Origin of the sequence: Agarivorans aestuarii (assembly GCF_019670125.1) — a bacterium.
In the GTDB taxonomy this organism is placed as follows: domain Bacteria; phylum Pseudomonadota; class Gammaproteobacteria; order Enterobacterales; family Celerinatantimonadaceae; genus Agarivorans; species Agarivorans aestuarii.
Map to the genome: position 1 here is coordinate 3,807,897 of NZ_AP023033.1, position 25,005 is coordinate 3,832,901.

The 25,005-nt window shown below is 44.0% G+C and carries 24 protein-coding genes; 5 read left to right on the forward strand and 19 right to left on the reverse strand.

The window, feature by feature from the left end; genetic code table 11:
* Positions 1-9 precede the first annotated feature (9 nt).
* The gene (locus K5609_RS17645; RefSeq protein ID WP_246611887.1) at positions 10-435 is read left to right on the forward strand and encodes a hypothetical protein; all 426 of its coding nucleotides are present in this window, start codon (positions 10-12) and stop codon (positions 433-435) included.
* A 36-nt stretch (positions 436-471) separates the two neighbouring features.
* Here the strand turns inward: K5609_RS17645 and K5609_RS17650 are convergent, their stop codons facing one another.
* Entirely contained in the window at positions 472-1,530 is a 1,059-nt protein-coding gene (locus K5609_RS17650) for a LacI family DNA-binding transcriptional regulator (protein ID WP_246611888.1), read from the reverse strand.
* 489 nt (positions 1,531-2,019) lie between these two features.
* On the opposite strand from K5609_RS17650, the gene K5609_RS17655 reads away from it, so the two are divergent.
* Entirely contained in the window at positions 2,020-3,612 is a 1,593-nt protein-coding gene (locus K5609_RS17655; protein ID WP_246611889.1) for a glycoside hydrolase family 16 protein, read from the forward strand.
* Positions 3,613-3,686: 74 nt separating this feature from the next.
* On the opposite strand, the gene K5609_RS17660 is transcribed toward K5609_RS17655, so the two are convergent.
* Together K5609_RS17660 and K5609_RS17665 are read right to left on the reverse strand one after the other, a co-directional pair.
* Entirely contained in the window at positions 3,687-5,738 is a 2,052-nt protein-coding gene (locus tag K5609_RS17660) for a glycoside hydrolase family 16 protein (RefSeq protein ID WP_221074781.1), read from the reverse strand.
* A 350-nt stretch (positions 5,739-6,088) separates the two neighbouring features.
* On the reverse strand, positions 6,089-6,538 hold the full coding sequence (locus tag K5609_RS17665) for an Lrp/AsnC family transcriptional regulator (protein WP_221074782.1): 450 nt from the start codon (positions 6,536-6,538) through the stop codon (positions 6,089-6,091).
* Positions 6,539-6,679: 141 nt separating this feature from the next.
* Between K5609_RS17665 and K5609_RS17670 the strand changes: the two genes are divergently transcribed.
* The 3 genes from K5609_RS17670 to K5609_RS17680 all read left to right on the forward strand — a co-directional run bounded on the left by K5609_RS17670 (position 6,680) and on the right by K5609_RS17680 (position 9,841).
* A complete protein-coding gene (locus K5609_RS17670; protein ID WP_221074783.1) occupies positions 6,680-7,636 on the forward strand; it encodes a DMT family transporter in 957 nt (318 codons plus the stop codon).
* A gap of 17 nt (positions 7,637-7,653) precedes the next feature.
* Entirely contained in the window at positions 7,654-8,838 is a 1,185-nt protein-coding gene (locus K5609_RS17675) for an amino acid aminotransferase (protein ID WP_221074784.1), read from the forward strand.
* Positions 8,839-8,965: 127 nt separating this feature from the next.
* Positions 8,966-9,841, forward strand: a complete 876-nt coding sequence (locus tag K5609_RS17680) for an alpha/beta hydrolase (protein WP_221074785.1) — start codon at positions 8,966-8,968, stop codon at positions 9,839-9,841.
* Here K5609_RS17680 and K5609_RS17685 read toward each other — a convergent pair.
* Genes K5609_RS17685 through K5609_RS17760 form a run of 16 tightly spaced genes read right to left on the reverse strand, consistent with a single transcriptional unit; the run spans position 9,812 to position 25,002 of the window.
* Positions 9,812-10,354 carry an acyloxyacyl hydrolase gene (locus tag K5609_RS17685; protein ID WP_221074786.1) on the reverse strand — a complete coding sequence of 181 codons (543 nt, stop codon included), beginning with the start codon at positions 10,352-10,354 and terminating at the stop codon, positions 9,812-9,814. The two genes, K5609_RS17680 and K5609_RS17685, sit on opposite strands and share 30 nt — an antisense overlap.
* Positions 10,355-10,414: 60 nt before the next feature.
* Positions 10,415-10,834, reverse strand: coding sequence for a hypothetical protein (locus K5609_RS17690; RefSeq protein ID WP_221074787.1), 420 nt, complete (start codon positions 10,832-10,834; stop codon positions 10,415-10,417).
* Between the two features lie 29 nt (positions 10,835-10,863).
* On the reverse strand, positions 10,864-11,943 hold the full coding sequence (locus tag K5609_RS17695) for a class I SAM-dependent methyltransferase (protein ID WP_221074788.1): 1,080 nt from the start codon (positions 11,941-11,943) through the stop codon (positions 10,864-10,866).
* 21 nt (positions 11,944-11,964) lie between these two features.
* The gene (locus K5609_RS17700; RefSeq protein ID WP_281423329.1) at positions 11,965-13,194 is read right to left on the reverse strand and encodes a beta-ketoacyl-ACP synthase; all 1,230 of its coding nucleotides are present in this window, start codon (positions 13,192-13,194) and stop codon (positions 11,965-11,967) included.
* Positions 13,191-13,922 carry a 3-oxoacyl-ACP reductase FabG gene (gene fabG / locus K5609_RS17705; RefSeq protein WP_221074789.1) on the reverse strand — a complete coding sequence of 244 codons (732 nt, stop codon included), beginning with the start codon at positions 13,920-13,922 and terminating at the stop codon, positions 13,191-13,193. Before fabG ends, K5609_RS17700 begins: the two co-directional genes overlap by 4 nt.
* Before the next feature lies 1 nt (position 13,923).
* Positions 13,924-14,385, reverse strand: a complete 462-nt coding sequence (locus K5609_RS17710) for a hotdog family protein (RefSeq protein ID WP_221074790.1) — start codon at positions 14,383-14,385, stop codon at positions 13,924-13,926.
* On the reverse strand, positions 14,378-15,586 hold the full coding sequence (locus K5609_RS17715) for a beta-ketoacyl-[acyl-carrier-protein] synthase family protein (protein WP_221074791.1): 1,209 nt from the start codon (positions 15,584-15,586) through the stop codon (positions 14,378-14,380). The genes K5609_RS17710 and K5609_RS17715 overlap by 8 nt, the downstream gene beginning before the upstream one ends.
* The gene (locus tag K5609_RS17720; protein WP_221074792.1) at positions 15,579-16,151 is read right to left on the reverse strand and encodes a DUF3261 domain-containing protein; all 573 of its coding nucleotides are present in this window, start codon (positions 16,149-16,151) and stop codon (positions 15,579-15,581) included. Before K5609_RS17720 ends, K5609_RS17715 begins: the two co-directional genes overlap by 8 nt.
* A complete protein-coding gene (locus K5609_RS17725) occupies positions 16,148-18,424 on the reverse strand; it encodes an MMPL family transporter (RefSeq protein WP_221074793.1) in 2,277 nt (758 codons plus the stop codon). The genes K5609_RS17720 and K5609_RS17725 overlap by 4 nt, the downstream gene beginning before the upstream one ends.
* Positions 18,417-19,028 carry a LolA family protein gene (locus K5609_RS17730; protein ID WP_221074794.1) on the reverse strand — a complete coding sequence of 204 codons (612 nt, stop codon included), beginning with the start codon at positions 19,026-19,028 and terminating at the stop codon, positions 18,417-18,419. The genes K5609_RS17725 and K5609_RS17730 overlap by 8 nt, the downstream gene beginning before the upstream one ends.
* 35 nt (positions 19,029-19,063) lie before the next feature.
* Positions 19,064-19,489, reverse strand: coding sequence for an acyl-CoA thioesterase (locus tag K5609_RS17735; protein ID WP_221074795.1), 426 nt, complete (start codon positions 19,487-19,489; stop codon positions 19,064-19,066).
* Entirely contained in the window at positions 19,489-21,081 is a 1,593-nt protein-coding gene (locus K5609_RS17740; RefSeq protein ID WP_221074796.1) for an HAL/PAL/TAL family ammonia-lyase, read from the reverse strand. Before K5609_RS17740 ends, K5609_RS17735 begins: the two co-directional genes overlap by 1 nt.
* Positions 21,078-22,757 carry a glycosyltransferase family 2 protein gene (locus K5609_RS17745; protein ID WP_221074797.1) on the reverse strand — a complete coding sequence of 560 codons (1,680 nt, stop codon included), beginning with the start codon at positions 22,755-22,757 and terminating at the stop codon, positions 21,078-21,080. The genes K5609_RS17740 and K5609_RS17745 overlap by 4 nt, the downstream gene beginning before the upstream one ends.
* Positions 22,750-23,109: an ApeI family dehydratase gene (locus tag K5609_RS17750; protein WP_221074798.1), complete on the reverse strand. Its 360-nt coding sequence runs from the start codon at positions 23,107-23,109 to the stop codon at positions 22,750-22,752. Before K5609_RS17750 ends, K5609_RS17745 begins: the two co-directional genes overlap by 8 nt.
* Positions 23,106-24,440, reverse strand: a complete 1,335-nt coding sequence (locus K5609_RS17755; protein ID WP_221074799.1) for an AMP-binding protein — start codon at positions 24,438-24,440, stop codon at positions 23,106-23,108. Before K5609_RS17755 ends, K5609_RS17750 begins: the two co-directional genes overlap by 4 nt.
* Positions 24,433-25,002, reverse strand: coding sequence for a COG4648 family protein (locus K5609_RS17760; protein ID WP_221074800.1), 570 nt, complete (start codon positions 25,000-25,002; stop codon positions 24,433-24,435). The genes K5609_RS17755 and K5609_RS17760 overlap by 8 nt, the downstream gene beginning before the upstream one ends.
* Positions 25,003-25,005 lie beyond the last annotated feature (3 nt).

The following is a 25,005-nucleotide window of genomic DNA, read 5'->3' on the forward strand; positions in this document are numbered from 1 at the left end:
GGAAAAACAGTGAACAGCCACCTAGTAGAGGTGTCTGATTACAACGCGGCGGGATATGCTCCCGTCGTGGATTTTCAGACCTGGCGAGTCGCCATATTAAACTACATTGATGAGCTCGAAACTGAGCTCATCGACAACTTTCAGTGTCACTTAGAAACCGATGAAGTATTTGTTTTACTTGAAGGAAAGTGCATTCTATTTTGCGCCGAAACAACTCAAGGAAAGCTCGGAGAGATTGTTGCAACCGACATGCAAGCCGGAAAGCTTTACAACATTAAGCAAGGGGTTTACCACACTCATACACTAAGCCAAGACGCCAAAGTGCTGATTGTAGAAAACCAAGATACTAACGATAACAACTCACCTAAAATCACCGTTTCTGGTGATATTCAGCAACAACTTAGCCACCTAAAAGCCCAGCTTTGGGGCAACTAAAATCCTGTTTAATCACTTAGGCTATTGGCTAAGTGATTACCCTGCTTTATCGCTATTCAACTGCTTAACTGAGTTACGAATGATTAACTCTGGAGCTAGTTTCTCAGTTATCGTGTGCGCTCTGTCATTAATTAAGGCCACTACGCCTTGAGCCGCTTCGTAACTAAGCTGTTCGATGGGAAAGCTCACCGTAGTTAATCGAGGGCGAATGTGCTGGCTATAAGTGTCGTTATCAAAACCAACAATTGAAATATCTTCACCAATGGTTAGCTTGGCGTCACTGCATACGTTATACACAGCTAGAGCAATGTTGTCGTTTTGACAAAAAATAGCGGTAAAGCCTTTATTGCGAGACATTAAACGGTGCACGGTTTCGTGGTTGCCTTCGTGATCAAAACGACCTTCAATTACCAAGTTTGCATCGTAAGCTATGCCCGCCTCGGCTAAAGCATTGCGATAGCCCTGCAAGCGGTCGCGACTTTCCACCTTACTCATTTGCCCAGTGATGCAGGCAACCTTGGTATGGCCGCTATCGATTAAGTGCTTGGTGGCTAAATAACCACCAAGCTCATTATCAATCCAGATACAGCGCCCTGATAACTCGGGAATATTCCGGTTCAAAATAATTGACGCTGGAGTGTCTTCGGCAATCTTAATCAGTTCGTTGTCTGACAACTTGTCTGAGTGGATGATTAAACCGTCCACCTTTTTCGAAGCCAAAAACTCTATCGAATCAACTTCTTTAGTTTTGGACTCCTGGCCACTGGCAACAATAAGGTGCAGACGTTCTTCACGAATAATGTTTTCAGTATTGTGCATTAAAGGGCCAAAGTATGGGCCATCTAAACTGCCCACTAGCATGCCAATACTGTTTGAGCGATTAGACGCTAAAGCCTGAGCGAAGGTATTAGGTTTATAACCGAGTTGTTCTATCGCATTAAACACTTTGATGCGATTTTTTTCCTTTACTGAAGAGTGACCGTTAATCGCTCTTGATACAGTAGCCTGAGACACTTTGGCCAGCTCAGACACTTCCTTTATTGTTATCAACTCATTAACCCTACTGTTCAATACCCGTTCTTTACTCATGCGCATGGCGCAATGCTTGTTACTTTTTACTAAATATCGCCGCAGCTTGCTAGTAATATGAGCGGAAACGGCGATATAGTCGACAAAGTAAACGCTAACAAAATAAAATTGCGCATATTTTCAACATACTATCACACTATAAACAGAGCAAAGTGGCATCACCGCCCATGTTTGCTCGCTTTGTGTAGCTACAAGTTTACCTTATAAGCAGCCAGTAAAAAGACTTCTTGCTTGCAAAACAGCAATCAAAAAGAAAGCGCTTGCTAAATTAATCTAATAAATAGGGAACAGAACACGATATCCATTCAACTAATCATGCAATTTCCCCACTATGCCAAAACCGCCCAAAAGCCCTTAAAACACTAGCCTTTGTGAAGTAACGCGCAAATATAGATGACAATTATGCAGATCTAAAACGACGATATTTAAAGCAATGCACACAAATGCTATAAAGAAAGCGCTTACAAAATGATTTTAGCTTAGCAAGGAAGAATAATGATGATTAAGCCGAGTTCTGTTGGAAAACTCTCAGCACTAGCGCTAGCCACCACACTTACAGCCTGTGGCTCCACTTCGTCTTCTTCAGACGGAAGTAGTGGCTTGGTTCAAACCAAACCAGCCAAAGAAATTACTGGCGAGCCAGTCACTCCAAGCGACAAATGGAAACTAATTTGGAGTGACGAATTTGACGGTGACGAAATTGATACCCGCAAATGGGGCTTTGAAGAAAACTGTTGGGGTGGTGGTAATAACGAGCAGCAGTGTTATACCGACCGCAAGGTAAATGCCTTTGTTGAAGATGGCAAACTTAACATTGTTGCCAAGAAAGGAAACTTCACTGGTCCAGACAATCCCGACGGTAAAAAAGGCTTAAACAAAACCCTTCCATTCACCTCTGCCCGTTTACGCACCTTAAACAAGAAAGAATGGAAATACGGTCGCTTTGAGATCCGCGCTAAGTTGCCATCGGGTCAAGGTACTTGGCCAGCTATTTGGATGCTACCATCTGACTGGGTCTACGGTGGCTGGGCTGCATCGGGTGAAATTGACATCATGGAAGCGGTAAACCTAAAGGCTAAATCAGATGAAACTGGCGCTATTGGCGAGCCTGAATCGCGCATCCATGGCACCCTACACTTTGGTAAAAAGTGGCCCGACAATGCTCACGTAGGCCAAGGAGTTAAACTACCGAATGGTGCCAACCCAGCAGATGATTACCATACCTATGCCATTGAGTGGGAAGAAGGTGAGATTCGCTGGTACGTCGATAACTACCACTACGCAACTCAAACTCACGAGGGCTGGTATAGCCAATATGAGAAAGATGGCATGTTGGTTAATGCAGAATCAGAAGCTCCGTTTAACCAAAAATTCCACTTATTGCTTAACCTTGCGGTAGGCGGTAACTGGGCAGCGAAGGCCAATGAAGGCGGAATTGATGAATCAATCTTCCCACAAACCTTTTCGATTGATTCAGTAAAAGTTTACCGCTGCAGTGTTGACCGCTGGAAAGGTAAAGGCTGTGCAGCTAAATCAGATGACGCAGTTATGGTTCCAGGCGTAACACCACCAGCTATTCTAGCGGTAGATGATGCCTATGCTGATGGCCCACTATTGGATATTTACAGCGATAGCCTAAATGAATCGCTAGCCTTTGAAAGCTACAACCCGGTAGATACGGTTAAGTATTCAGAAGTTAACGAAGCAAGCCGCGGTAAAGTGATTGAAGTGATTAAAAGCGGTGGTGCCGGTAACATTTACTTTAGAGCACCACTTACCGACTTAAGTCACTGGCTAGAAAGTGGTCAGCTCATCTTTGATATTAAAGTTGAAGAGCAAGCTAGCAACGCCAAACTCCTTGTGAAACTCGATAGCGGTTGGCCACACACCAGTGATGTTGAAGTGCCACTGCCAGCAGCGGGTGAATGGAAAGAAGTTCGCTTAAATATTAAAGATATTCTAGCTGGCGGAAATAGCCATGCAGCAGGTAAAAAAGCTGACATTGCAGCAATCAGTAATCTATTAGTATTTGAACCAAGCGACAAAATGACCTTCAAATTAGATAACATTCGATTCGAAAAAAAATAGCCCTATAAAACCGGCATAAAAAAGGGGAGAAGCTTAGGCTTCTCCCCTTTTTACTTAATGCTCTTCAAACAGCTTTAGCTGCCTACCTTCAATTGATCCCAGTAGAAAACTTGTTCTCCGGCCTCTGCTCCGCGCACCCCATAGTTAAAAAACAAAGTTACTTTGTTGTAGCGAGTATCACTCTGCCAGCTTGGAGTGGCTTGGCTAAAGTCAAACACTAGCTGCTCCCACTGTCCTTGGCTTTGAGTAAGCACTTCAACTTCGGCAAAGCTATCCGGTTGCTTACTGTCGGTTATCTTTAACCTTACTGGCGTTGCTACAGCAGGAGAGTACACCCACAAGCTCATGGTTGGCTTAGGCTCATCTAATTGAATAGCCTGGGAAAAACCAGCGCCCTCTCCTAAGCTGGTTCCCGCCCAACCAGCAGCATTGGCCGATTTACGAGTAAGAGCAACTCGGCTACGCTGCTTGCTAGGATCTTGGATTAGTTGACTATTGTTGCCGCCGAAATCTGAGAAGTAGTAAGCCAAGCCACGTTGGCTAAAGTTAAAGGGCAAACTGGCTTCAGGGTACTCAAAGCGTAGTTTGTCAATTTGCAGATCCATACTGGCTGTAGGCTCGACAACAAACAGATTAACCACTTTGGTCAAATCAACCGACTTGCCAGATACCAGGCTATTCCCTCTAGCGGCTAAATCAGCCACATTTATCCTCACTTCAGTCCAGGCATCTAGCGCCGGCAAGTCAACTTCATAATCACTGGCATGAGGCCAGCCGCTATCCATTTTCACCAACAATTTTGCGCCTTTATCATAACTAAGCAGCTTTAAATCAAAGATGAGCTGCCCGCCTTCCTGCCAATGGTTCATGTTGGTTTCAGGTGCGGTTAAATGCACATTACCGGCTTTGCCCGCTTTACTAATCTCAATCACTTGCCCGCGGTGAGGATCTTCAATTAGCTGATAGCGCATCGCATTTCTTGGGTCATAACTATTTAGCATTAAGCTGTAGTCCAGCTCATCATCAAATAGGAAGAAACGAGGCCCAGCCGCAAATTGCGTATCCACAGCTGCAGTAATCGGAGGCCTAAAGCCTTCAACTAAGTTTGCTTCTTGCGGTACGCTATTGCAGCCTTTGCCGCTACTTCGCTCCACAGTGCACTGATAAACCCGCACATAGTCCACTTCTAATGCCTGTGGAAAAATATCACCATCTACGCCTGTAGCATTGGCATTCTCAGCCCAAGAGCCACCCACATCGAGGTTTAAACCTAAGTAAAATGCTTGGTCGAACGGTGCAGCTCCTTCAGCGGTCACCAAGTGACCATTGTTGCGGTATTGGCTGTACCACTCATCTTGCCGCTGAGTCGCATAGTGAACATTATCGATAAACCAGCGGATCTCTCCTTCTTCCCACTCCACTGTATAGCTATGAAAACCATCAGCGGGGTTTATGCCATTGGGTAACTGATAGTCTTTTCCAGAACGCAGGTTTTCAGGCATCGCTCGGCCATAATGCAAGCTGCCATACAAACGATCCTCTAAGGCTGAGTTATCAGCCCCCTTTGCGTCGCTAGGCGTTTTTAAATTCACCGCCTCTACAATGTCAATCTCGCCAGATGCAGGCCATTGACCATATTTATCTTCGGCGGGTAACATCCAGATAGCAGGCCAAGTACCTTGTCCTTGAGGCAGTTTTGCGCGCACCTCAACCCGGCCGTAACGCCATTCAACCTTACCTTTAGTGCTTAACTTTGCCGAGGAAAAGGGCTGAGTCTTAGTAATTCGTTTATCACCATTCGGCAAGCTGCGCCCAGTAAAGCTACCCTTTTTAGCCAGCAGCTTTAGGCTACCCTCAGACACCTGTATATTGGCTTTTCGTTTGGTATAACATTGCTGGCTAGCGCCTCCGCCACCCCAGCAATGCTCTTCTACATTCCACTTACGCTGGTCAATTTCGTCGGCATCAAACTCATCATTCCATACCAATTGCCAATATGCAGCCGGGCTACCTACTGGCTGTGGTAAAGCTTCTTCCGACTGCTTGGCTTGCTCTGTAGACCCACAGGCAAGCAACAACAACGGCACAGGAAGCGCCGCCACTTTACAACAAAACTTAACATTCATTTTGTCATCCTTGTCTTGTTAATTTTGAAAGCGCTTTCTTTATAGCATTGTTGATATCGGCTTAAAACCATACAATCAAAGCCAGCCTATTTTCTCTACATATATGCGCACAAACTCACATTTAACAATGATTTAAAGATAACCAGCACACCTAAAAATGGACAGGAAACAATTATAAAATTGGCATTTCAGGCAAGAAAATATAGAAAGCGCTTACTAAATTATATTCATACTAAAACAAACACGCTTTGCTTTAGCAAAAACGCGTAGATAACTCATATATTCAATAAGGGAGAGGCGTTTAGAAGAAGGGCTTTATTGAGCAAAAGTCTAAATGTTCTAAGGCCTACTTAAACAGGTAAAGGCTGATGATTTTTTACTTCACGTATAGCAAAGCTACTATCTAAGTGGCTTACCATGGTTAAGCGCTGTAGCGCCCTCACCCACTTTTCGTAGGCTGCTAAGTCTGCGGTTAATACTTGAAGCAAGTAGTCAAAAGCGCCGGAAACAGTATGGCAACTGACTACTTCTGGCATGTCTTTTACTGCCGCTTCAAAGGCCATTACCGGTGCATCTTGGTGCTCCTTTAAACGCACGTGCACAAAGGTGGTAATTTGCAGGCCTAGCTTGGTTTTGTTTAAGTGAGCACGATAAGCCTCAATATAGCCTTGCTTCTCGAGTAAGCGTAAACGCCTAGCCACTGGAGACGCCGACAAGCCTACCTGTTCCGCCAATTCGGCAGTAGTAAGCCGACAATCACGCTGAATCAAATGTAATAGCTCTCGGTCAACTTTATTCATTCCACACCACCAGCAATCAAAACCAACAATCATCTGCATATTAGCTAACTAAGCTAAGAAAGAGGCAAAAAATCACCCATTTAACCTCCTTTAGCCAAGCAACATTAGCAACAATACCTTATCTCTATAAGGATATGAATCATGGCTACAATAAGTTCCTCTGCAAGCTTAGCTAAATTGCAGGTTGTTCCGCTCTCATGCACCCGCCAGCAAAGGCGCTCGGGCCTTATTGCCGCGATTGCAACCATCGTAATTTGGTCTACTTACTTTCTATCCTTGCGCAGTAGCGCTCTGTCACCACTTAGCGTGCTCGAAATAAGCTTGTTTCGCTATGTCATTCCGGCCGCTTTGCTATGCCCACTGTTGATAAAACGTTGGTCTAAAATCACTGCTGTTGCTTGGCCCTATTTACTGGGAATGATTGCCGGAGCTGGGCTACCGTTTTTCCTGTGCTCCGCCATTGCGATGTCTTATACGCCAGTGGCTCAAGGCAGCACGCTAGTGCCAGGTGTGGCTCCGTTTTTTGTTACTGCCATTGCTGTACTGGTGTTTAAGCAGCCCTTTGAGCGCTATAAGAAAATAGGCTTAAGCGCCATCTTCATCGGTGTGTTGCTACTTCTAGCAAACAGTTTTAGCCAATCCAGCAGCCAACAGCTACTCGGACAAGCAATGTTTTTAGGCGCTAGCTTGTTGTGGGCGGTTTTTACGTTGTCTGCCCGCCAAAGTGGCCTTAGCCCGCTAGAGACAGCAGCGGTGATTACCGTCCCCAATACCCTCATATTAGTTATTTATGTCTGCTTGAATCCAAATCATAGCTGGGGTGCAGGACAAGTTGCCATTTCGGAGCTACTTAGCCACATGCTGATTCAAGGGATTATTGTTGGGCTACTGGCAAGCTGTTGTTATAGCTTTGCAATTAGTCGTTTAGGCGCAGAGTTAAGCTCGGCCTTGGGCTCGCTCACCCCGGTATTGGCATCACTACTGGCTTTTTGGCTGTTTGCTGAAAGCCTCGACCCACTAACAATATTCGGTATTATAAGCACTGTCATTGGCGTTGTGATTGCCAGTGGATATAAGCCAAGCAAAGCGCTTGCTTAACAGCTAAAGGAATAACTATGTTTGCTAATCTTCCAGCCGCCAAAGATGATCCTATTTTGTCATTAGGTTTAGCCTTTAAAGAGGACTCTCGCAACAACAAAATTGACCTAGGAATAGGGGTTTACCGCAACGAGCAAGGCGAAACACCGGTAATGAAAGCAGTAAGTATTGCTCAGCAGCGTTTACTGGATCAGCAAACCACTCAGGCCTATATCGGTTTAGCCGGAAACGCCAGTTACAACCAAGCCATGTTAGACTTATTGCTCAGCGGCACCGACGCATTTTCACGGGCGATTGCCATGCAAACCCCGGGGGCCAGTGGCGCTTTACGTTTACTGGCCGATCTCATTGCCAGTGCCAAGCCTAATGCTAAGGTATGGCTGTCTAATCCCAGCTATGTGAACCACCAACCCATTATGCAAGCCGCTGGTTTGGCAGTGGGTCTTTATCCCTATTTTGACCCTGTTAGCAAGCAAGTTGATGAGTCAGCTATGTTAGAACAAGTGGCTAAGCTGGGACCCGATGACGTACTGCTATTGCATGGCTGCTGTCACAACCCAACCGGTGCTGACATCTCTTTTTCTGCTTGGCAAATAATTACCGAACTAGCACTCAAAAATGGCTTTTTGCCTTTTGTTGACTTGGCTTACCAAGGTTTTGGCCAAGGTTTAATGGAAGATATCCAAGGCTTACAACACCTCGCCCAACAAGTCCCAGAGCTGCTAATTGCTAGCTCTAACTCTAAGAGTTTTGGTTTATATCGTGAACGTAGTGGAGTAGCCATAGTAGTAGGAGAAACCTTACAGCAAGCCACCAATGCCCGCGGCAAACTCTTCGAGCTGGCACGTCGTAGCTACACCATGCCACCCAACTGGGGCGCAGCTATTGTGGCCGAGATCCTAAATGATACTCAGCTAAACCAACAATGGCAGCAAGAGCTAAATCAAATGAGCCAACGCATGCGTGATTTACGCCAATGCTTAGCGCAAGAATTTGCCCTGCAGTCGGGCAGCGATCGCTTTAGTTATCTCACCCAGCATCAAGGCATGTTTTCACTCACCGGCTTTAACCAGCATCAGCTGGAGCAACTGCGCGAGCAACACGCCATTTATATCGTCAGTGGTGGTAGAATAAACGTAGCTGGTTTAGCCAAAACCTTTATACCACGCTTGGTAGAAGCTTGTTTGGCTGTGGGTGTTTAGCCATGGACTCACCACGCTAATAAGCTAGACGACAACTCAGAAACAAATTAACGACTTCACCAAACTGATCTATCCGTAAGTATCTCGAGTAATTAATACAGAGACTTACGGAGATGATGGTGAGAGCATGAAAAGTTTTCTGATTGTAATTGCAGCTTGTTTAGGCTTAATCGGTTGTAGCCATTCTCCGTACTACAACCCCAAGTTAGGCGGTGAAATTAATCTGCCTGGCAAAGAATATGACAGTTTCTTTATTGAGTCAGACTCGGGTAACCAGCTACATACAGTACTTGTTTCCGCCGACTCATTGAACAGCCAAGGCATTGTTGTTCACTTTCACGGGAACTCTGGCAACCTTAGCGAAACAGTAGAAAAGTACCTTTGGGTAACCGAACAAAACTACGACTTGCTACTGTTTGATTACTCTGGCTACGGCAACTCAAGCGGAGTACCCAACTTCGATAACCTAAGGTCAGACGCGAAAACTATATTCCGCTTTGTAGAACAACAGTTTTCAGCGATTCAAAATTATCAACTTATCTCAATAGGCACTTCTCTGGGGGGAGCAGTAATGCTTGACGGTTTATTGGACTCTCAACAACGCGAGTTGTTTGACCTCGTAGTTGTTGACTCATCTTTCCACAGCTTTCCTGAGGTGGCCAAGCACGTGGTAGATCAGAACAGTTTAGGGTTTCTTGGCTCTTGGTTAATACCATTAGTTATTGATACCTCTCACGACCCATTACCAAGACTTCATCTATTAAGTGATACACAGATTCTATTTGTGCATTGCGAAAGCGACGCGTTAATTCCCTGGCAGTTTAGTGAAAAAATGTATCAAGGTAGTAAAGTAGAAAAGTCATTCGAGCTATTAGAAGGCTGCAACCACGCTAGAACATTTACACCGGAATCGGCTTCAAACAGACCGCTATTATTGAGTTACTTTGATGAGATATCGGATGTAAACATCCCGTTAGAACCTCTTTCCAAAATTGAAAACTAAGGGGATATCAATTCCATCGTTAGGTTGATAAAGATTAGCATTGGAGAAGTGCTTGTAAGACAAAGCCAAGTTCCATTTACTAGGCTGATGAATTAGCCCTAAACCAACCTGAGCTTGAAATGCAAAATGCTTAGCTTGGGTTCGAGTCCCTAAATTCTTCTCACTAAGATAGGTAGGTGCTAGCGCCCTAACAAAAAACCAAGGTTGCCACTCACCATAAGGGGTCGCCAATAAGGTTAACTGAGGATATAAAGAGACTGCGTGTAAAGAGCGATTATGTTCATAGTCTGTCCCCACATAGCTGTATCCAACACCTAGGCTTAACCATTGCTTTTCACTACGCTTATAACGATAGAACTCGTAGTCTAGCCCGACCGTGTAGTTGCGCTGACTAACTTCTGCACTTGGTTGAGGCCCATAGCCAACATTAACACTCATGAAATTTGTGTCATTAGCTGTCACTTTCATACTAAAGATTAACAGTAGTACTGCGCGAAAATAGAGTTGTGTCATCCATGATTCTCTTGTGGGAAGAGCTTAGGGGGTCGACATATTCCTCAACCCCACTAAGGCTTATTTTTGAATAGAGGCTTTACCTAGCTCTGTTTGAATATCACCGCTAAGGTTTTTTACCCACCCCTTATATTTGCGATGAATATATCCAGAGGCTGGGTTGTATTTCATGTTGTCACTATCACGATATAAAATGTCATACTGGCCATCGTGCAACTTAATATCTACTGCAACGTAGTGCGAGCGCACATAAATCTCTGCAAACATTAGATCTGCTTGCTCTTCTTTAATGACCCAATTACGTTTTAGGCCAGCCTTTACCATAAGTGATTTTACTTCTTCTTGTGTCAGGTTATCTGGAATAGACTGATTCAATAAAGGCTTAGGCGCAACAGCCTTTTCGTTAGATTCAGCCATGACAGCTAGAGGGGTGAGTAATAGGGTTGCCACTATAGATAACATACTAATTGCGCGTATCATTTTTCGTCCTTGTTATAGATCATTTAGGGTTACTCTGTTGGTAACTGGCACTTGATTAAGCTGTGTCCCCAGCCAATATTGTCTATCTGCTCGGCTATCTCTAAACCTGCTTCGTGAATACACTCAACAAAATCTTGTGCTCTATAGAAGCGACTGTTGCCATTGGCTAAACAAGTAAAATAAAGAGAAGTTGCATTTAAACTATGAGCACCGGCCTCATGGCTTTGCCTATCGGGAAATAATTCCAAGATATAGATACTGCTAGAGGTACTCATCGCCGATTTAACCCGGCTCAAAATAGACACAATTTCCTTTGGTGAGAAGCAATCTAAGAACTGGCTCATCCAATAAACATCTGCATGCTTAGGTAATTCACAGCTAGGATCCAGCATATTGCACGCCACACCTTCTATGCGGTCAGCAAAGCCGTGTTCAGCTGCATTTACTTTTGCCATTGCCAATTGCTGAGGTAAATCAACAATAGTCATAGAGACATCGGCATTGTAATCACAACACTTAATCGCCCACTTACCGGTATTTCCACCGATATCTACTATCTTTGTAGGTTGATTCGCAAACACGATTTCAAGCAACTTAGGGAATGCTTTATCGGAATAAAAGTGATCAAAGTTGAACCAGCTCTGCTTTGCAGGCTCCGGCAAGGTCGATAGGCCTTCGTATATAGTGTCCCATTCGCCAAGTTCTTTTAATCCCGCGGGGGTACCTTCGCTAATGGCTTCAGTAAGGTGTTGTAAGCCGGCATAACAAACATCAGCAGTGAAATCCATGTTTGCCCTAGTCATACCGTCATGCTCGACAAAGTAGCCCATTTTAGTTAGAGCATAAACTTGCTTATCTGCGCTCCAGGTCACCAGTCCCGCACTTAAGCCCATATCAAGTAAAACCTTAACGCCGTAAGTACTCACACCTGATAGTTGAGTAATATCTTCTGCATTTAAGCCTTTATCCCCAGCATCATCCAGTGCACTAAGAATTCCCAAATCTCGCAGGCTTCGTGCAGTGTGAAAGGCGACAGGAGCAAAAGCCAAACGCTGCGCCTGCTCAATAGCATCCACTGCTTTTAACTTATCTTTTGTATAAAAATCCACGTACTACTTCCTAATGTTTTCTTAACACATCCAGCGTTTGAATATGAGAGAGGTGTTTATTCCGCCGAAAGCAAAGTTATTACTCATAACAAAGTCGGTCTTTATGTTTCGTCCTGAGCCAGTAATGTAATCCAAACTGGCGCACTCAGGATCAACGGTATTGAGATTAACGGTGGGGGCAAACCAGCCATTGTTCATCATTTCAATAGCAAACCACGCTTCAAGGGCTCCACAAGCCCCTAAGGTATGTCCAAAAAAGCTTTTCATTGAACTAATAGGTACCTGCTTATTTAAGGCCTGATGCGTTGCATAACTCTCTGCAATATCACCTTTATCAGTTGCTGTACCGTGGGCGCTTACATACCCAATCTGCTCACCACTCACTCCAGCATCTTGCATTGCCATCTCCATCGCAATCTTCATGGTCGCGCTTTGAGGTTGAGTAACATGAGTCCCATCAGAATTAGTACCAAATCCCACCAACTCAGCATATATTTTGGCGCCACGTGCTTTAGCGTGTTCCAAGTTCTCCAAAATTAGTGTTCCTGCACCTTCGCCAATCACTAAACCGTCGCGATTTTTTTCAAATGGGCGAGGAGTGGTTTTAGGGCTTTGATTTTGAGTGCTAGTTGCAAAAAGAGTATCAAACACTACTGCTTCTGAGGGGCATAACTCTTCAGCTCCTCCAGCTACCATAAGTTGCTGGGCTCCTGACTTAATGGCTTCGTAGGCATAGCCAATTCCTTGACTGCCTGAGGTACAAGCACTCGAACTAGTAATAACTCGACCTTTTAGCTCAAAGAATACCCCTAAGTTTACCGGAGCTGTATGACTCATCATTTGGATGTAAGTTGTTGAAGATATTCCCTTGCAGTTACCATTTTTAAGCATATCGCCAAAATGCATAATCGGTGCTGTGCTGCCAATTGACGAACCATAAGAGACGCCCATTCGCCCGTCTTTAATCCTCTCATCATCTAGCAAGCCAGCCTGAGTTAATGCTAACTCTGTCGCTCTTGTTGCCAATAATGAAACACGCCCCATGCTTCTAACTTTCTTTCTTGGGTATTTGGGTAACTCATAGTCGTCAATAGGCGCAGCTAGCTTAGTATGCATATCTGAGAAGCGCTCCCACTCGGGCATATAACGCACTGCATTTTCGCCTAACTTAAGCTTCTCCTGAATGTCATCCCAACTTTCACCAAAAGCAGTAACGCCGCCCATTCCAGTAACAACAACTCGATGGCTCACGCGATGCCTCCATTTACTGAAATGACCTGACGAGTAATGTAAGCGGCATCTTTAGACATAAGAAACGCCACAGTACCGGCGACTTCTTCCACATCACCTAGGCGACGCAGAGGGATTTGCTTCTTAAGCTCGTCCAGTGGCAAATCGGCCATCATGTCGGTATCAATTAAGCCTGGAGCCACGCAGTTTACGGTGATTTTTCTTTTGGCCACTTCTAAGGCTAAGGCTTTAGTAGCTCCAATAATGCCTGCTTTAGCAGCGCTATAATTAACCTGCCCCCGATTACCCACTTCGCCAGACAGTGACGAAAAAGTAATGATTCGACCACCTTTTCGAGTTTGAATCATCGGCATAAGCAATGGATGCAATACGTTATACAAGCCATCTAAGTTGGTATGTATAACACCATCCCACTCTTGTTCGGTCATTGCTGGAAACGCATTGTCTCGAGCAATTCCCGCATTCAGTACTACCCCAAAATAGGCGCCGTTTTCCGCAATATCCTCATCGATAGATTGTTTAGATAACTCTCGTTGGCTGATGTCGAAAGGAAGTAAGTAGCTGGTAGCCGAGAACTCGCTAACAGCGCTTAAGGCTTGCTTTGCGGCTTCATGGTTGCTCCGATAGTTGATAACAACTTGGTAGCCCTCTTTAGCCAGTCGAATTGCAATTGCCCTTCCTATACCCCGGCTTGCTCCCGTAACCAATACGCGCGGTTTATCACTCATATTAACTTCCCTTAACAAACTCAACCGCATTTTTTGGTTGATAAACATTCAAATGTGCGCTGGTCAACATTGAGCCATCTTGGTCAATAACTTCGCATGCACAGACCGCTAATCCATCTTCTTCGGCGTATATTCTTTCTGCTGATATTGTCAGCTTTGTACCCAGTAAAAACTCACTACGTTTAAGCTGACATTTTCGAGTACCGATAAGAAACCCAACCTCAACTTCTTGCTGTTTAGCTTTAGCCTCTAATCCAGCCAACGCTGCAACAGCTTGAGCCATATATTCTATTGATACATAGCTAGGAACAGCTTGCTTCAAATCATTGAAAAGGTGACTATTTTCGCCGATCTCAACTTCACAAGAAATTTTATCAGCCTGCCAGCTTACTACTCTATCGAGAAGAATCATCGGTGCTGTGTGAGGTAATACTTCAGCAATGCTTGGTAAGGGTTCACTCATTTTCAATATCCTTAAGGCCTAGACATACCACGGCATTGCTCCCACCAAACGCAAACGAATGGCTTAGAGTCGTACTTATTTTTTTGCTTTCTACGGTAAGGGTTTGCTCAAAAACCAAATTAATTGAAGGCAGCTGAGGGTCTATAGCATAATCAGCATGCATTGCTGGTATTTGCGATTTACTATTAAACGTTGAATTTAACAGCAGCCAGCATAAAGCGTTTTCTATAGCGCCCGCAGCTCCCAAGGTGTGACCAGTTTGATGCTTAGTCGAAGAACAATATGTAGCATTGCCAAAAACTCGCTCTACCGCTAAAGACTCCATTCGGTCATTCAACGGAGTCGCGGTGCCGTGCAAGTTAATATAATCAATTTGAGCGGGCTCAAGCTCGGCCTCTTGCAACACCGCCAGCATGGCACTTTCAGCTCCAAAACCTTCGGGCTGAGGGGCCGACATATGATGAGCATCTGAGCTCTCTCCTACTCCCAATAAATTCACCTTTGCAGCTGCTTTAGTCATGATGAATAATGCTGCACCTTCACCAATGTTGATTCCATCTCTAGCTTCACCAAAAGGTTGAGCATCATGCTTAGCCACTGACTCTAGGGCAAAAAAACCATTCAAGGTCAATTTGCACAAGCTATCAACTCCTCCCAAAATAACCGCGTCGGTCATACCACTAGCTAAAAGGTTTTTAGCTGAAGAAAAAACCTTCGCACTTGATGAACAGGCAGTTGAAATACAATAAGCAGGCCCCGTTAAACCAAGCCTCTTGCTTAGATAGAGAGACGGTGTACCCATTTCTTGCTGGGCATAATGAAAGGAGTCAGGAAATTGCCCATTTAATCGCTCAGATAAAGCGCGCTCGCCTTCGGCAACGCCTGAGGTGCTAGTTCCCAATACCACCGCTATTCGTGAGCGGCCATATTGCTCAATAAGTTGTTCTACTTCATCCTCAATCTGCTGCAAGGCAGCTTCAAGTAACTGATTATTTCTACTAGCAAGCTGCGGAAAACGAACATCACAATCTGGCAATTCAGCTTGCACCGCACCAACAAGTACTTGTTCACCCGGAACTAAATCGCTACGCAGTTGGCTTGTATCTTTTTTCCCAGATAACCAATTCTCCCAAACTTGCCGTTTATTGTTACCCAATGCACATATCACTGCCATTGCAGGTAAACCATACGCTTTACTCATGGTGCTGCACCTTAAGTGTAGAAATTTCAATCTGATAGTTTGCAGTAAGGTTATTAATACTCACATCGCTATGCCATTGCTTATCATTTTGATAAAGCACTACCGCGACAAGATCATCATCTAGATACAACTTTCTACAAGATAAACCTTGCTGGCATATTGTTTGCTCAACCATCCAGCCTCCACTAGCAAGTTGTTGGTTTAAACGAGGCACCGGCCAGTAAACCAATTGCATATCTGCCAGTATTCTTTTAGCCATTCCATCATCAACTAAGGGAATGTAGTTCTCTTTTACGAGCTTTCTTCCGTCGTATTTAAGCTTGAATAGAGGTGTAGAGAATCCGTCAAAAGCCAACAGTTGTAGAGCGTATGGCTGTATATCCATGTGAACTAACATTTGTTGCTTCTTTTCATTAAAAACGAAGCTAACAAGTTGTTCTACTGCGACTGATTCACCAAGTTCGGCTGGGGTAAGCAAGTCACGAGAGATATTGCTTGTGGGAGGCGCAGTGATAGAGCATCCCGTTAGAAATACAAGCAAGCCTAGCTGAACGACTTTTATCATCTTTCTGACTCCTTTGCAGACTCGACAAATAGAGGCGCAAGTAAGTAACTACAGGCGATACCACTCAATACCACCACACCAAAACCCGACAATGCGGGAGTGGTGCTTAAAGCCAGTAAACCAAAAGCCAGTAAGGTTGAACAAGCCGCCAAGCTAGTGGCCATAACAATTCGATAACTAGGTTTAGTACTAAGTTGATAAAATAAGGAATAATCCAAGCCCACTCCAAACACCAACAATAAGGCCAAAATATGAAATAGACTGACTCCCTGCCCTAACCAGCCCACAGTTGATAAAGCAAAGAGTACAGCTAGTGTAGGAGTTGCCAAACAACGCAAAGCTTTTAGCTTTGGTAAACGGATAAGTAATAACGTACTAATGACCACTAACACAACCAGCAAAAGGGTTGAAGCTTGGCTTCTTAACACATTTAAAGAGAGCGAAATTTCTGCCACGGGGTCGACAAACTCAACCCCCTCAATAGTTTGGGCCAGCGCTTCTAATTGACTCAGATTTTGAACATCAAAAAGGCTTACTATTGATGCTTGCTGTTTTCCATCGCTAAGCCAAAAATCTTTAAAAACATGGTTGACAGGCGCCGCCAAAAATAGCTCAGGCGTTAAAACCATAGCGTCACTTGCCTCAAACTTTCCTTGAGCTTTTTCCACTAGCGCTTCGCTATAACCCATTTGTTCAAATAGACTTGGTAACTGCTGATAAAACTGCTGAACCAACTGCCAGTTAAGCTGCTGCTCATCCACTGTTGGGATAATTTCACTTAAGCCCCACGCCTTACCCAAACCTTTTTGTTCAATCACAGCGCTTAAACGCTCAAGTAACCGCTGTTCTGTTTGTAAAACCTGTTCGGCACTTTGTCCTCTCACCAAGAAAAACTGGTTCGCTTGACCGTTTTGATACATCTCCATTAACTGCTTTTGCTGACGCTCTACCTCAGGAAAGCTTCCTCTTAACTGCCTGAGATCATTTTCGGATCTAAGCTGAAGTAACCCGCTAGCAATCAAAGCCACCAATGCAACCCAAAACCACGCTTTAACGCTTAACTGTGTAACATTCCTGGACCATCTAGCCTTTGGCATTTGCGCGCATATCACAGGTGCTAACAAATATAGCGATAGAGCAGCACCAAACAAGCCTGCGGCGCAAAACACTGCCATCTGCTGAATACCCTGCATGTTGACAAATAGCATCGATAAATAAGCAAGCACACTACTACAAGCACTTAAGCCTAATGCAGGTGAGATTCGCTTTAAGGTTGTTAGCGCAGACACTTGCTTACCAGCATGCTCCGCAGAAAAGTGAAAAGAATAATCAATGGCTATACCTATTAAACTGGCGCCAAATACTAAGGTAAGCAAATGTAACTGCTCAAAGAACAGACTTACCATAGCTAACGCCAACAATAAGCCGCCTAACAGACTTAGACAGGCAAGAGCTAAGGGCTTGATAGAACGAAAAAACAAAAGAATGATTAAGCAAATCACAAGCATTGACGACCCGCCAATAGTGCTCATTTCAAATCTTGCTTGTTGAGTTGCTGCATTCGCATGAAACAACAAACCAGCTTTGAGCAACGAGGCACCTTCAAATTCCCTCTCAAGACTTTTACTGCTGTTATCTATCGCACTTATTAACTTACCTTGTTGAGAAGGTGAAAAGACGTTTTTGCTTACCAATAGCTCTATCAAGACCCAATATTTGCCTGCTGATTGAGTAAGTAAATAGCCATTATCATTAGAGAGGGACAAACTGGCAAAACCATCTAATTGTTCGAGGAATAGAAAAAACGGATCTTCAATAATTGTTGAAGAAGTAACCAAGCTTGCGGGAGACCACAACTGGCTCTGCGCTTTTGCAATAAGGGCAGCATAATCACCATCACTCAAAGCTTGCTTCTGCTGCGGACTAAGACGTGAAAACCTATACGGGTATAAGCTTTTGGAGATCTTTGCTCCTTGGTCTAGTCGTTGTAAAACAACCTTGTCAAAAGCTTCAGTTTGCTCAACCTTGTTTGAGAATGCCTTGGCAGCTTGTATCGCGGTAACTTTGTTCTCATGCCCAACAGCAATAAAGTTAAGCCCTTCTAACTTAGTCTCTAGCTGCTGCCTAGCCACTAGACCAAGTGGGTCTGCCATAGAGTCTGGCAGCATTGCCCTAATATCACTATTTACGCTAATCCCGTCACTTTGATGAACAGTAACCAAAGTACTTACAGCAATAAGAACCAGCCAAATCAGCAAAAACCGTTTATTCATTTAGCCAACTTAGCTCCTGTTCGGAAAGCGCTCGCTCTTCCGATTTAACTAAATGAATAGTTAGCTGGTCGTCATTTGCTTGATGCATCTGGATACTGTTTAAAAAAGCAGAACCACGTAATTCAATATCGATTAAAGCTCCCAGTATTTTGGAGTCTTTGGGCATCAACTTAATCTGCCAACTATTTGCGCTTGAGCCTTCTAGTAGCAACACCTCAAACTGCTTAGATACGGCTTGCCATTGACCAAGAATAACTTGTTGCATCATCGGAGCCCAAGCACTGAGCATGTTCTCAGCAGCTTCTGGGAGCTCTATCAGCTCACCTTCATTATCAAGCTGTTGTACTTTTTTTGGGGTTACAATTAGAGTTTGTTTGATTGGGAAGTGCTGTTGCCAAAGTACACCATTTTGCAAAGTGAGCAATAACTCGCCATGACTTTCTAGCGGCTTGTTCATTATCTTTAGCTGTCTTAGCTGGGTGTAACTGGCGCGATACTGCTCACCACCTGACAGTGATATTTGTTGCAAAAACTCAGAGTCTGAATGAATAGGTAACCAGTTTCTCTCACTAGCCTGAAGGCATGAAATACTAAAACTACACACTACAAGCAGCGTTAAATAACTGTACCTAAGAAGCATTACGAACATATTCCCAACCTAGCCAATCGAGAGAGCAAAGCTTCTGGCGAGACAAAACACATTTCTTGATTGCTTAGATCGACCGCAACTTGAATGGTGTACCCTTTAGTCAATACCGCATTGGTGAGCTTATCTACAATCCGGTACTCTATCTTTAAGCGATTCTCAAATTCTGTAAGCCCCGCTTCTACCACCAATACTTGTTCAAAAGTACTGGTTTTTACATATTTAAGACGTGTGTCGACAATAGGCCAAACGTAACCTGAAGCTTCCATCTCACGATAGCTATAACCAATTTTGTCCAACAGGGCACAACGTGCCTGCTCAAAGTACCTGAGGTAATTCCCATGCCAAGTCACCCCCATGGGGTCAGCATCATGAAACGGCACTGTTACTTCCACTTGGGCGTTGATTAACGCTTCCACTAGCAATACAACTCCCACTTACGTTGCTGTAACTGCTCAACAGTCTTGCGAAGTTCTGTTTCTAAAGGTCGATCTTCTTTTACCAAATTGAAGTCTTCCATTACTTGCTGGTAATTGGCACGAACTTCATCGTTCAAACTTTCCAGATCCAGCTCACCTTGTTGCATGCGGATAGTGACAGCTTGGTGCACCGCCAACCAACCGGCTGCAATAACTTGCTCTGTAAGTTCGAGTACTCGTAAGCAATCTCTTGCAGCAATGGTTCCCATACTGACTTTATCTTGATTATGACACTCGGTTGAACGTGAAAAAACACTGGCAGGCATGGTTTGCTTGAGTGCCTCAGCTGTCCATGCAGAAGCGCCGATTTGTACCGCTTTAAAACCATGATTGATACAAGCCCGCTCTTTTGATGCAGCACTTAAATTTCTTGGTAGCCCACTGTTAAATTTCTCATCCATTAACAAGGCAAGCTGGCGGTCAGCTAGATCCGCCAAGTTAGCGACAGCATTCTTCATGCTGTCCATGGCAAAAGCTATGTGCCCACCATAAAAGTGGCCACCATGTAATACATGTTCACCATCGCCATCAATAATCGGGTTGTCATTGGCACTGTTTAGCTCAGTTTCTATAAACTGGCGCATAAAAGGCAGGGCATCCCTTAGCACACCAATAATGTGTGGAGCACAACGTATGGAGTAGCGGTCTTGCAGTCGCTCTGAGTTTCTAGGATGTTCATGATGATTTAAATCATTGCGGATCCATTCAGCCACTTGGTTTTGGCCCGGGTGAGGTTTAACCGCAAACAGTAGCTCATCAAAGTGGTTAGAATTGCCTTTTAATGCTAGCGATGCCAGCGCGGTTATTCGACTAGAAACTTGGGTAAGGTACTCCGCCCGACGATAAGCCAAACAGGCAAGTCCCGTCATCACCGCAGTACCATTCATAATGGCTAAGCCTTCTTTCGGCCTTAAGCGAATCGCTTCTATACCCAGCTCGGCAAATACTTCATAGCTTGCTCGGCGCTGCCCCTTATAATAAACCTCTCGCTCTCCCATCAAGACAGCGGCGACATAAGATAGAGGAGTAAGATCGCCAGAGGCTCCCACAGAACCTTCCGAGGGAATGACAGGCATTATGTCGTGTTTCATCAACAATTCGAGTTGCTGCAACAAAGGATAGCTAACACCGGACTTAGCTAAGGAAAGAGAACTTAAACGGCTAGCCACCACTGCTCTAGCCTCATTAGGTTTTAACTCTTTCCCCATTCCACAGCCATGAAAACGGGTTAAATGCAGTGGCAGCTCTTCTACTAAATCCAGCGGAACAACAACGGTACAACTATCGCCATAACCAGTAGTTACGCCGTATATTGCACCATCTTCCTCAAGTAGGCGGTCTAAAAAATCAGCTCCCCGCTCTACTTTTGCGACATAGTCAGGACGAGTGTTTAAGCAAGCCAATTGCGGCCTTCTGCTCAACAGCTCTACTTGCTCTATAGTGATGGATTCTTGCCCAAACACCACTTTGGCATCAGAGTTTACTACTTGTTCAGCATGTTGCTGCGACGACGCGATATCAGCCTGAGTCATCGAATTTGTCCTTTAGTCACTGTGTCCTTGGAATCTGGACACCAAAAATCAAAAAAATTAAACCATTGAAGGGGGTAACGTGCGGCAAGTGTTTCTAAGCGACTCGCATAAAGCTCACTAGCTTGCTCTATTCGCTGCTTGCGTTCTTTCCTGTTTGCCCCCAAATTATCACTCACTTTGTCAAAATACATATGGTAGCGACCACTTTGCTGTTGCATGCAAAACAAACTAAATACTGGGCAGCACAACAGGGCAGCAATAATAAAGGGTCCCTGCGGGAAAGGTGCCAGCTCACCTAGAAACGAATGGTAATTCACTCTGCCGTAACTATCTGCCGGGGTTCTATCTGCAGCGATGGCTACTAGTTCACCATTCTCCACATATTCAGCTAAGCGGATACCAAGGTCTGGTGTGAACTCTGAAATATGAATTAAATTCAGTTGAGAATCTGGATTAAGCTCTGAAAGAACCTTGTTAAATTTATTAGCATTCTCTGTAAGCACCACAACATTAATTCGAGTTCGATATTCAGTCTCAGCTAGGGCTCTGCACATTTCTATGTGACCTAAATGAGAAGTTAGTAATACCGCGCCCTGCCGGCTTTGTAATAGGTCTACCAAGATATCTTTATTTGGGAAATCGACTTCAGCTCGCGAGGCTTTTTGCGCCCAAGCGTCTAAACGATTTAAAGAGGCATTACCAAAACTTAAAAAGTGAGCAAAGCTATTTACCCAAGTAACTTTATCGCTCATCGCACTATCTTGATGCTTAGCCGCTTTTTGCAGAAATGCTTGTGAAGCATTACGAGTCGCCCTGCCACTCACAAAAAAATATGCAATGGCTGGATACAACAATAATTTAGCGAGATAACGTCCACCCAACCGATAACCTTTAAGCGTTAGCTTTAGCCCCCATAAACTGCCCCTTTCTGCCATAGAGGACCAGTGAGCTTGTTTGCGTTTACGCCAAATAAGCCTAGGTAAACGAAATAACATGCCAAAAAACAACTTGGTATGCATCTTACTAATCAGCCAGTTGTCTTCCCAAGCCTTAAAATGACTAAGCCCTTGTTCAGGGTAAATCACTTTAGTTGGCACTTGAATAATTGGTGTTGCTTGCCAGTAATGTCTCACAAGAACTTCAATATCAAAATCCATGCGTTTGCCTAGATTTACCGAGTTAAGTAGCTTAACTGTTGAATCAAGAGGATAAACTCTAAAGCCACACATACTGTCTTGCAGCTCTAGGCTTAAAGTTTCTATCCATACCCATACATGAGTGATATATCTGGCGTAGTAACGTGCTTTAGGCACAGAGGCATCATACTCAGGCACTCCCGTAACCAACGCAAACGGGCTTGACTTAGCTAAGTCTAAAAATCGATTTATGTCTGCCAAGTTATGCTGGCCATCGGCATCTATTTGTAAAGCATGGCTGTAACCCAGCCCAGCAGCTTGACGCAAGCCAGTCATAACCGCTCCACCTTTACCTTGGTTCTGCTCATGCCTAAACAATTGAACATGTTCATATTGATTAGCTAATTGAGATAAGTAATCTGCAACGCTTGCATCGCTATAATCATCAACTAAAACAATAGGCAAAGAGATACTAGCGATTGTTTCCGCAATTGCATTGGTGTGGTTGTAGTTTGGGATAACCACACAGGGCTTAAACATCAACAGCCCCTAGAACTACTCTTCCACTGCTATACTTGTTGTCTTCATCAAAGTAGTTAAAGTAAAGTTTACTTTTCTTTTCATCAAAACGAAGAGACAGTTGAATGCTGCGTTCTGGTTGCATTACATGTTGATATTTCAGCACTTCTAAGGCAGAAACTTCATTACTAACACCCAAGTAACTTGCAGCGAACTCAACAGCCCAGTGAAGTTGAGCCACGCCAGGAACAACAGGCAGATTGGGGAAATGACCTTGTAAACAAGGTAGCTCAGAAGCAATATTCAAGCTTAAGGTAAAAGTGCCATTGGTTTGCTGAACAAGTTCAACACCCGGCCTACCAAAGTCCTTCATGTAAACAACGACCTCATTTTTGCTAGTTGACGCTTACCTTGTGAATTAACCATCAAACTGTCTATATAACGCCACTTTCTAGGCAGTGTCACCGTCTCAAAATAATCAGCTAAATACATACGTAGTGTTTTGTTCACCGCGTGTCTGCTCGCCTTTAATTGCTTTAAACCACAGTTGTTTAGAACAACAACAGCTGCAATACAATCGCGAGAAGAAGATAGTGTTAGTAAATCACACTCTCTTACCCATTGGTGTTTTTCCAAGAGTCGAGACATCTGATCCAAACAAACACGCTTTTCAGCAATTTTAACAATTCGGTCTAAGCGCCCTAAGAGCTTAAACCCATCGCCACTTTCTTCAACCGCATCATCCATCTCATACCATCGTTCTAGATCAACTAAGTATGGAGATCTAATTTGCAAAGCATTGTTTGCAGATATTCGCCATTTAATACACTGAAATACCGACCAGTGTTGTTGAATGAGCTGATTTCTATAGGCTACCCCCCCTGTTTCACTGGAACCAAAAACTTCGGTGGGCGCTAGCTGCCATTGTTGAGCAAGCAACTTAACCGTCTCATCTTTTAGAGCACCACCGGAACTGAAACAGTATTTCGGGCGGTTTTCTAATGGCGCTATTTGACGACTTAAGTGTTCTAAAAAAGAAGGGCTTGATACAAAGCTAATGCTTTCTTTTACTGCAAAACGGTAGTCTTCGATATATTTAATCGGGCGGACTTGCCATACTCGTTGTGAAAGCAAAGGCCAGAGAACAGTAAATAGTAAGCCGTAAATATGTTGATGGGAAACGCTGCCACAAATGGTGGTTTTATCTACGTCTTCGCCAAAGCAGCTTTCCAGTGTTTCGACCTCAGCTTGCAATTGTCGCCATTTTTTTACCACTCGTTTGGGTTCGCCAGTACTTCCCGAGGTATACAAAAATACCTCTTGTTCAGAGCCTACATCTCTATAGATATCTTTATAATCTTTTGTTTCAGATAGGCTTTTATAGTCGGTATACACATCTGGTTCATGCTGGCCTACATTTCTGTCTGCACATACCGCATCGAGCTTTTGCGCGAAATGCTTAAGAGTTTCAACTTGAAGATTTGGCGGTAGTACTGGTGTTTTACCGGCCAGTAATAAGGCAAAAAAGCAACAAGAAAAATCAAAGCTGTCATCAGCAAACAATAACCAATGTTGATAAGGAAAGGCTTCTATTTGTTTATACTTACCGTAAACCTGTTCCCACCAATCCTGATTCGAGAGTTCAGTATCGCGGATTGCGGTGGTGTAAGTGATAGAAAGAGGTGGGAGGCTAATCTTATTCATTGTATTGTTCTAGTTTCGAAAGCTTTCTATAAAGCCACTCTCCAGTTAACAAACAGCCCATCAAAACGTAACTAATGAATCCGTTGTATAAAGTCCATGCCTCGATACTGCCCATGAAAATAGTCCAAGCACTCACCGTGGCATTTAACATAAAAAATGCCATCCAAAGTTTGGTGAGTTTCATGAAATAAGGCCTAGCCGCAGCTGGAATGTTTTTTCTTCCAAGTCGGGCAAACTTTTCAATCATTGGCTGCTCACTGCGAAGACTAACAGCAAACACTGCCAACAAAACTAAATTAACCAGTAAAGGGTATAGCTTAAACCAAGTTTGCTCTTTTGATAAAAGCGCAACAGCTATGAGAACGATACCCACCATAGCTAACACCTTTTGTTGTTGAAACACTCCTTTAGACCGCCATGTCAGCAGTAGCCTTAAACAAAAAGCACCGAGCAACAACCCGCCAATCATTTGGAAGGAGTATAAGCTTAAGCCAAAATAAACAATCAGAGGGTAAACCGCTAATGCGATAATAACCAAGGCTCTAACAATGCGACTTACCATCAG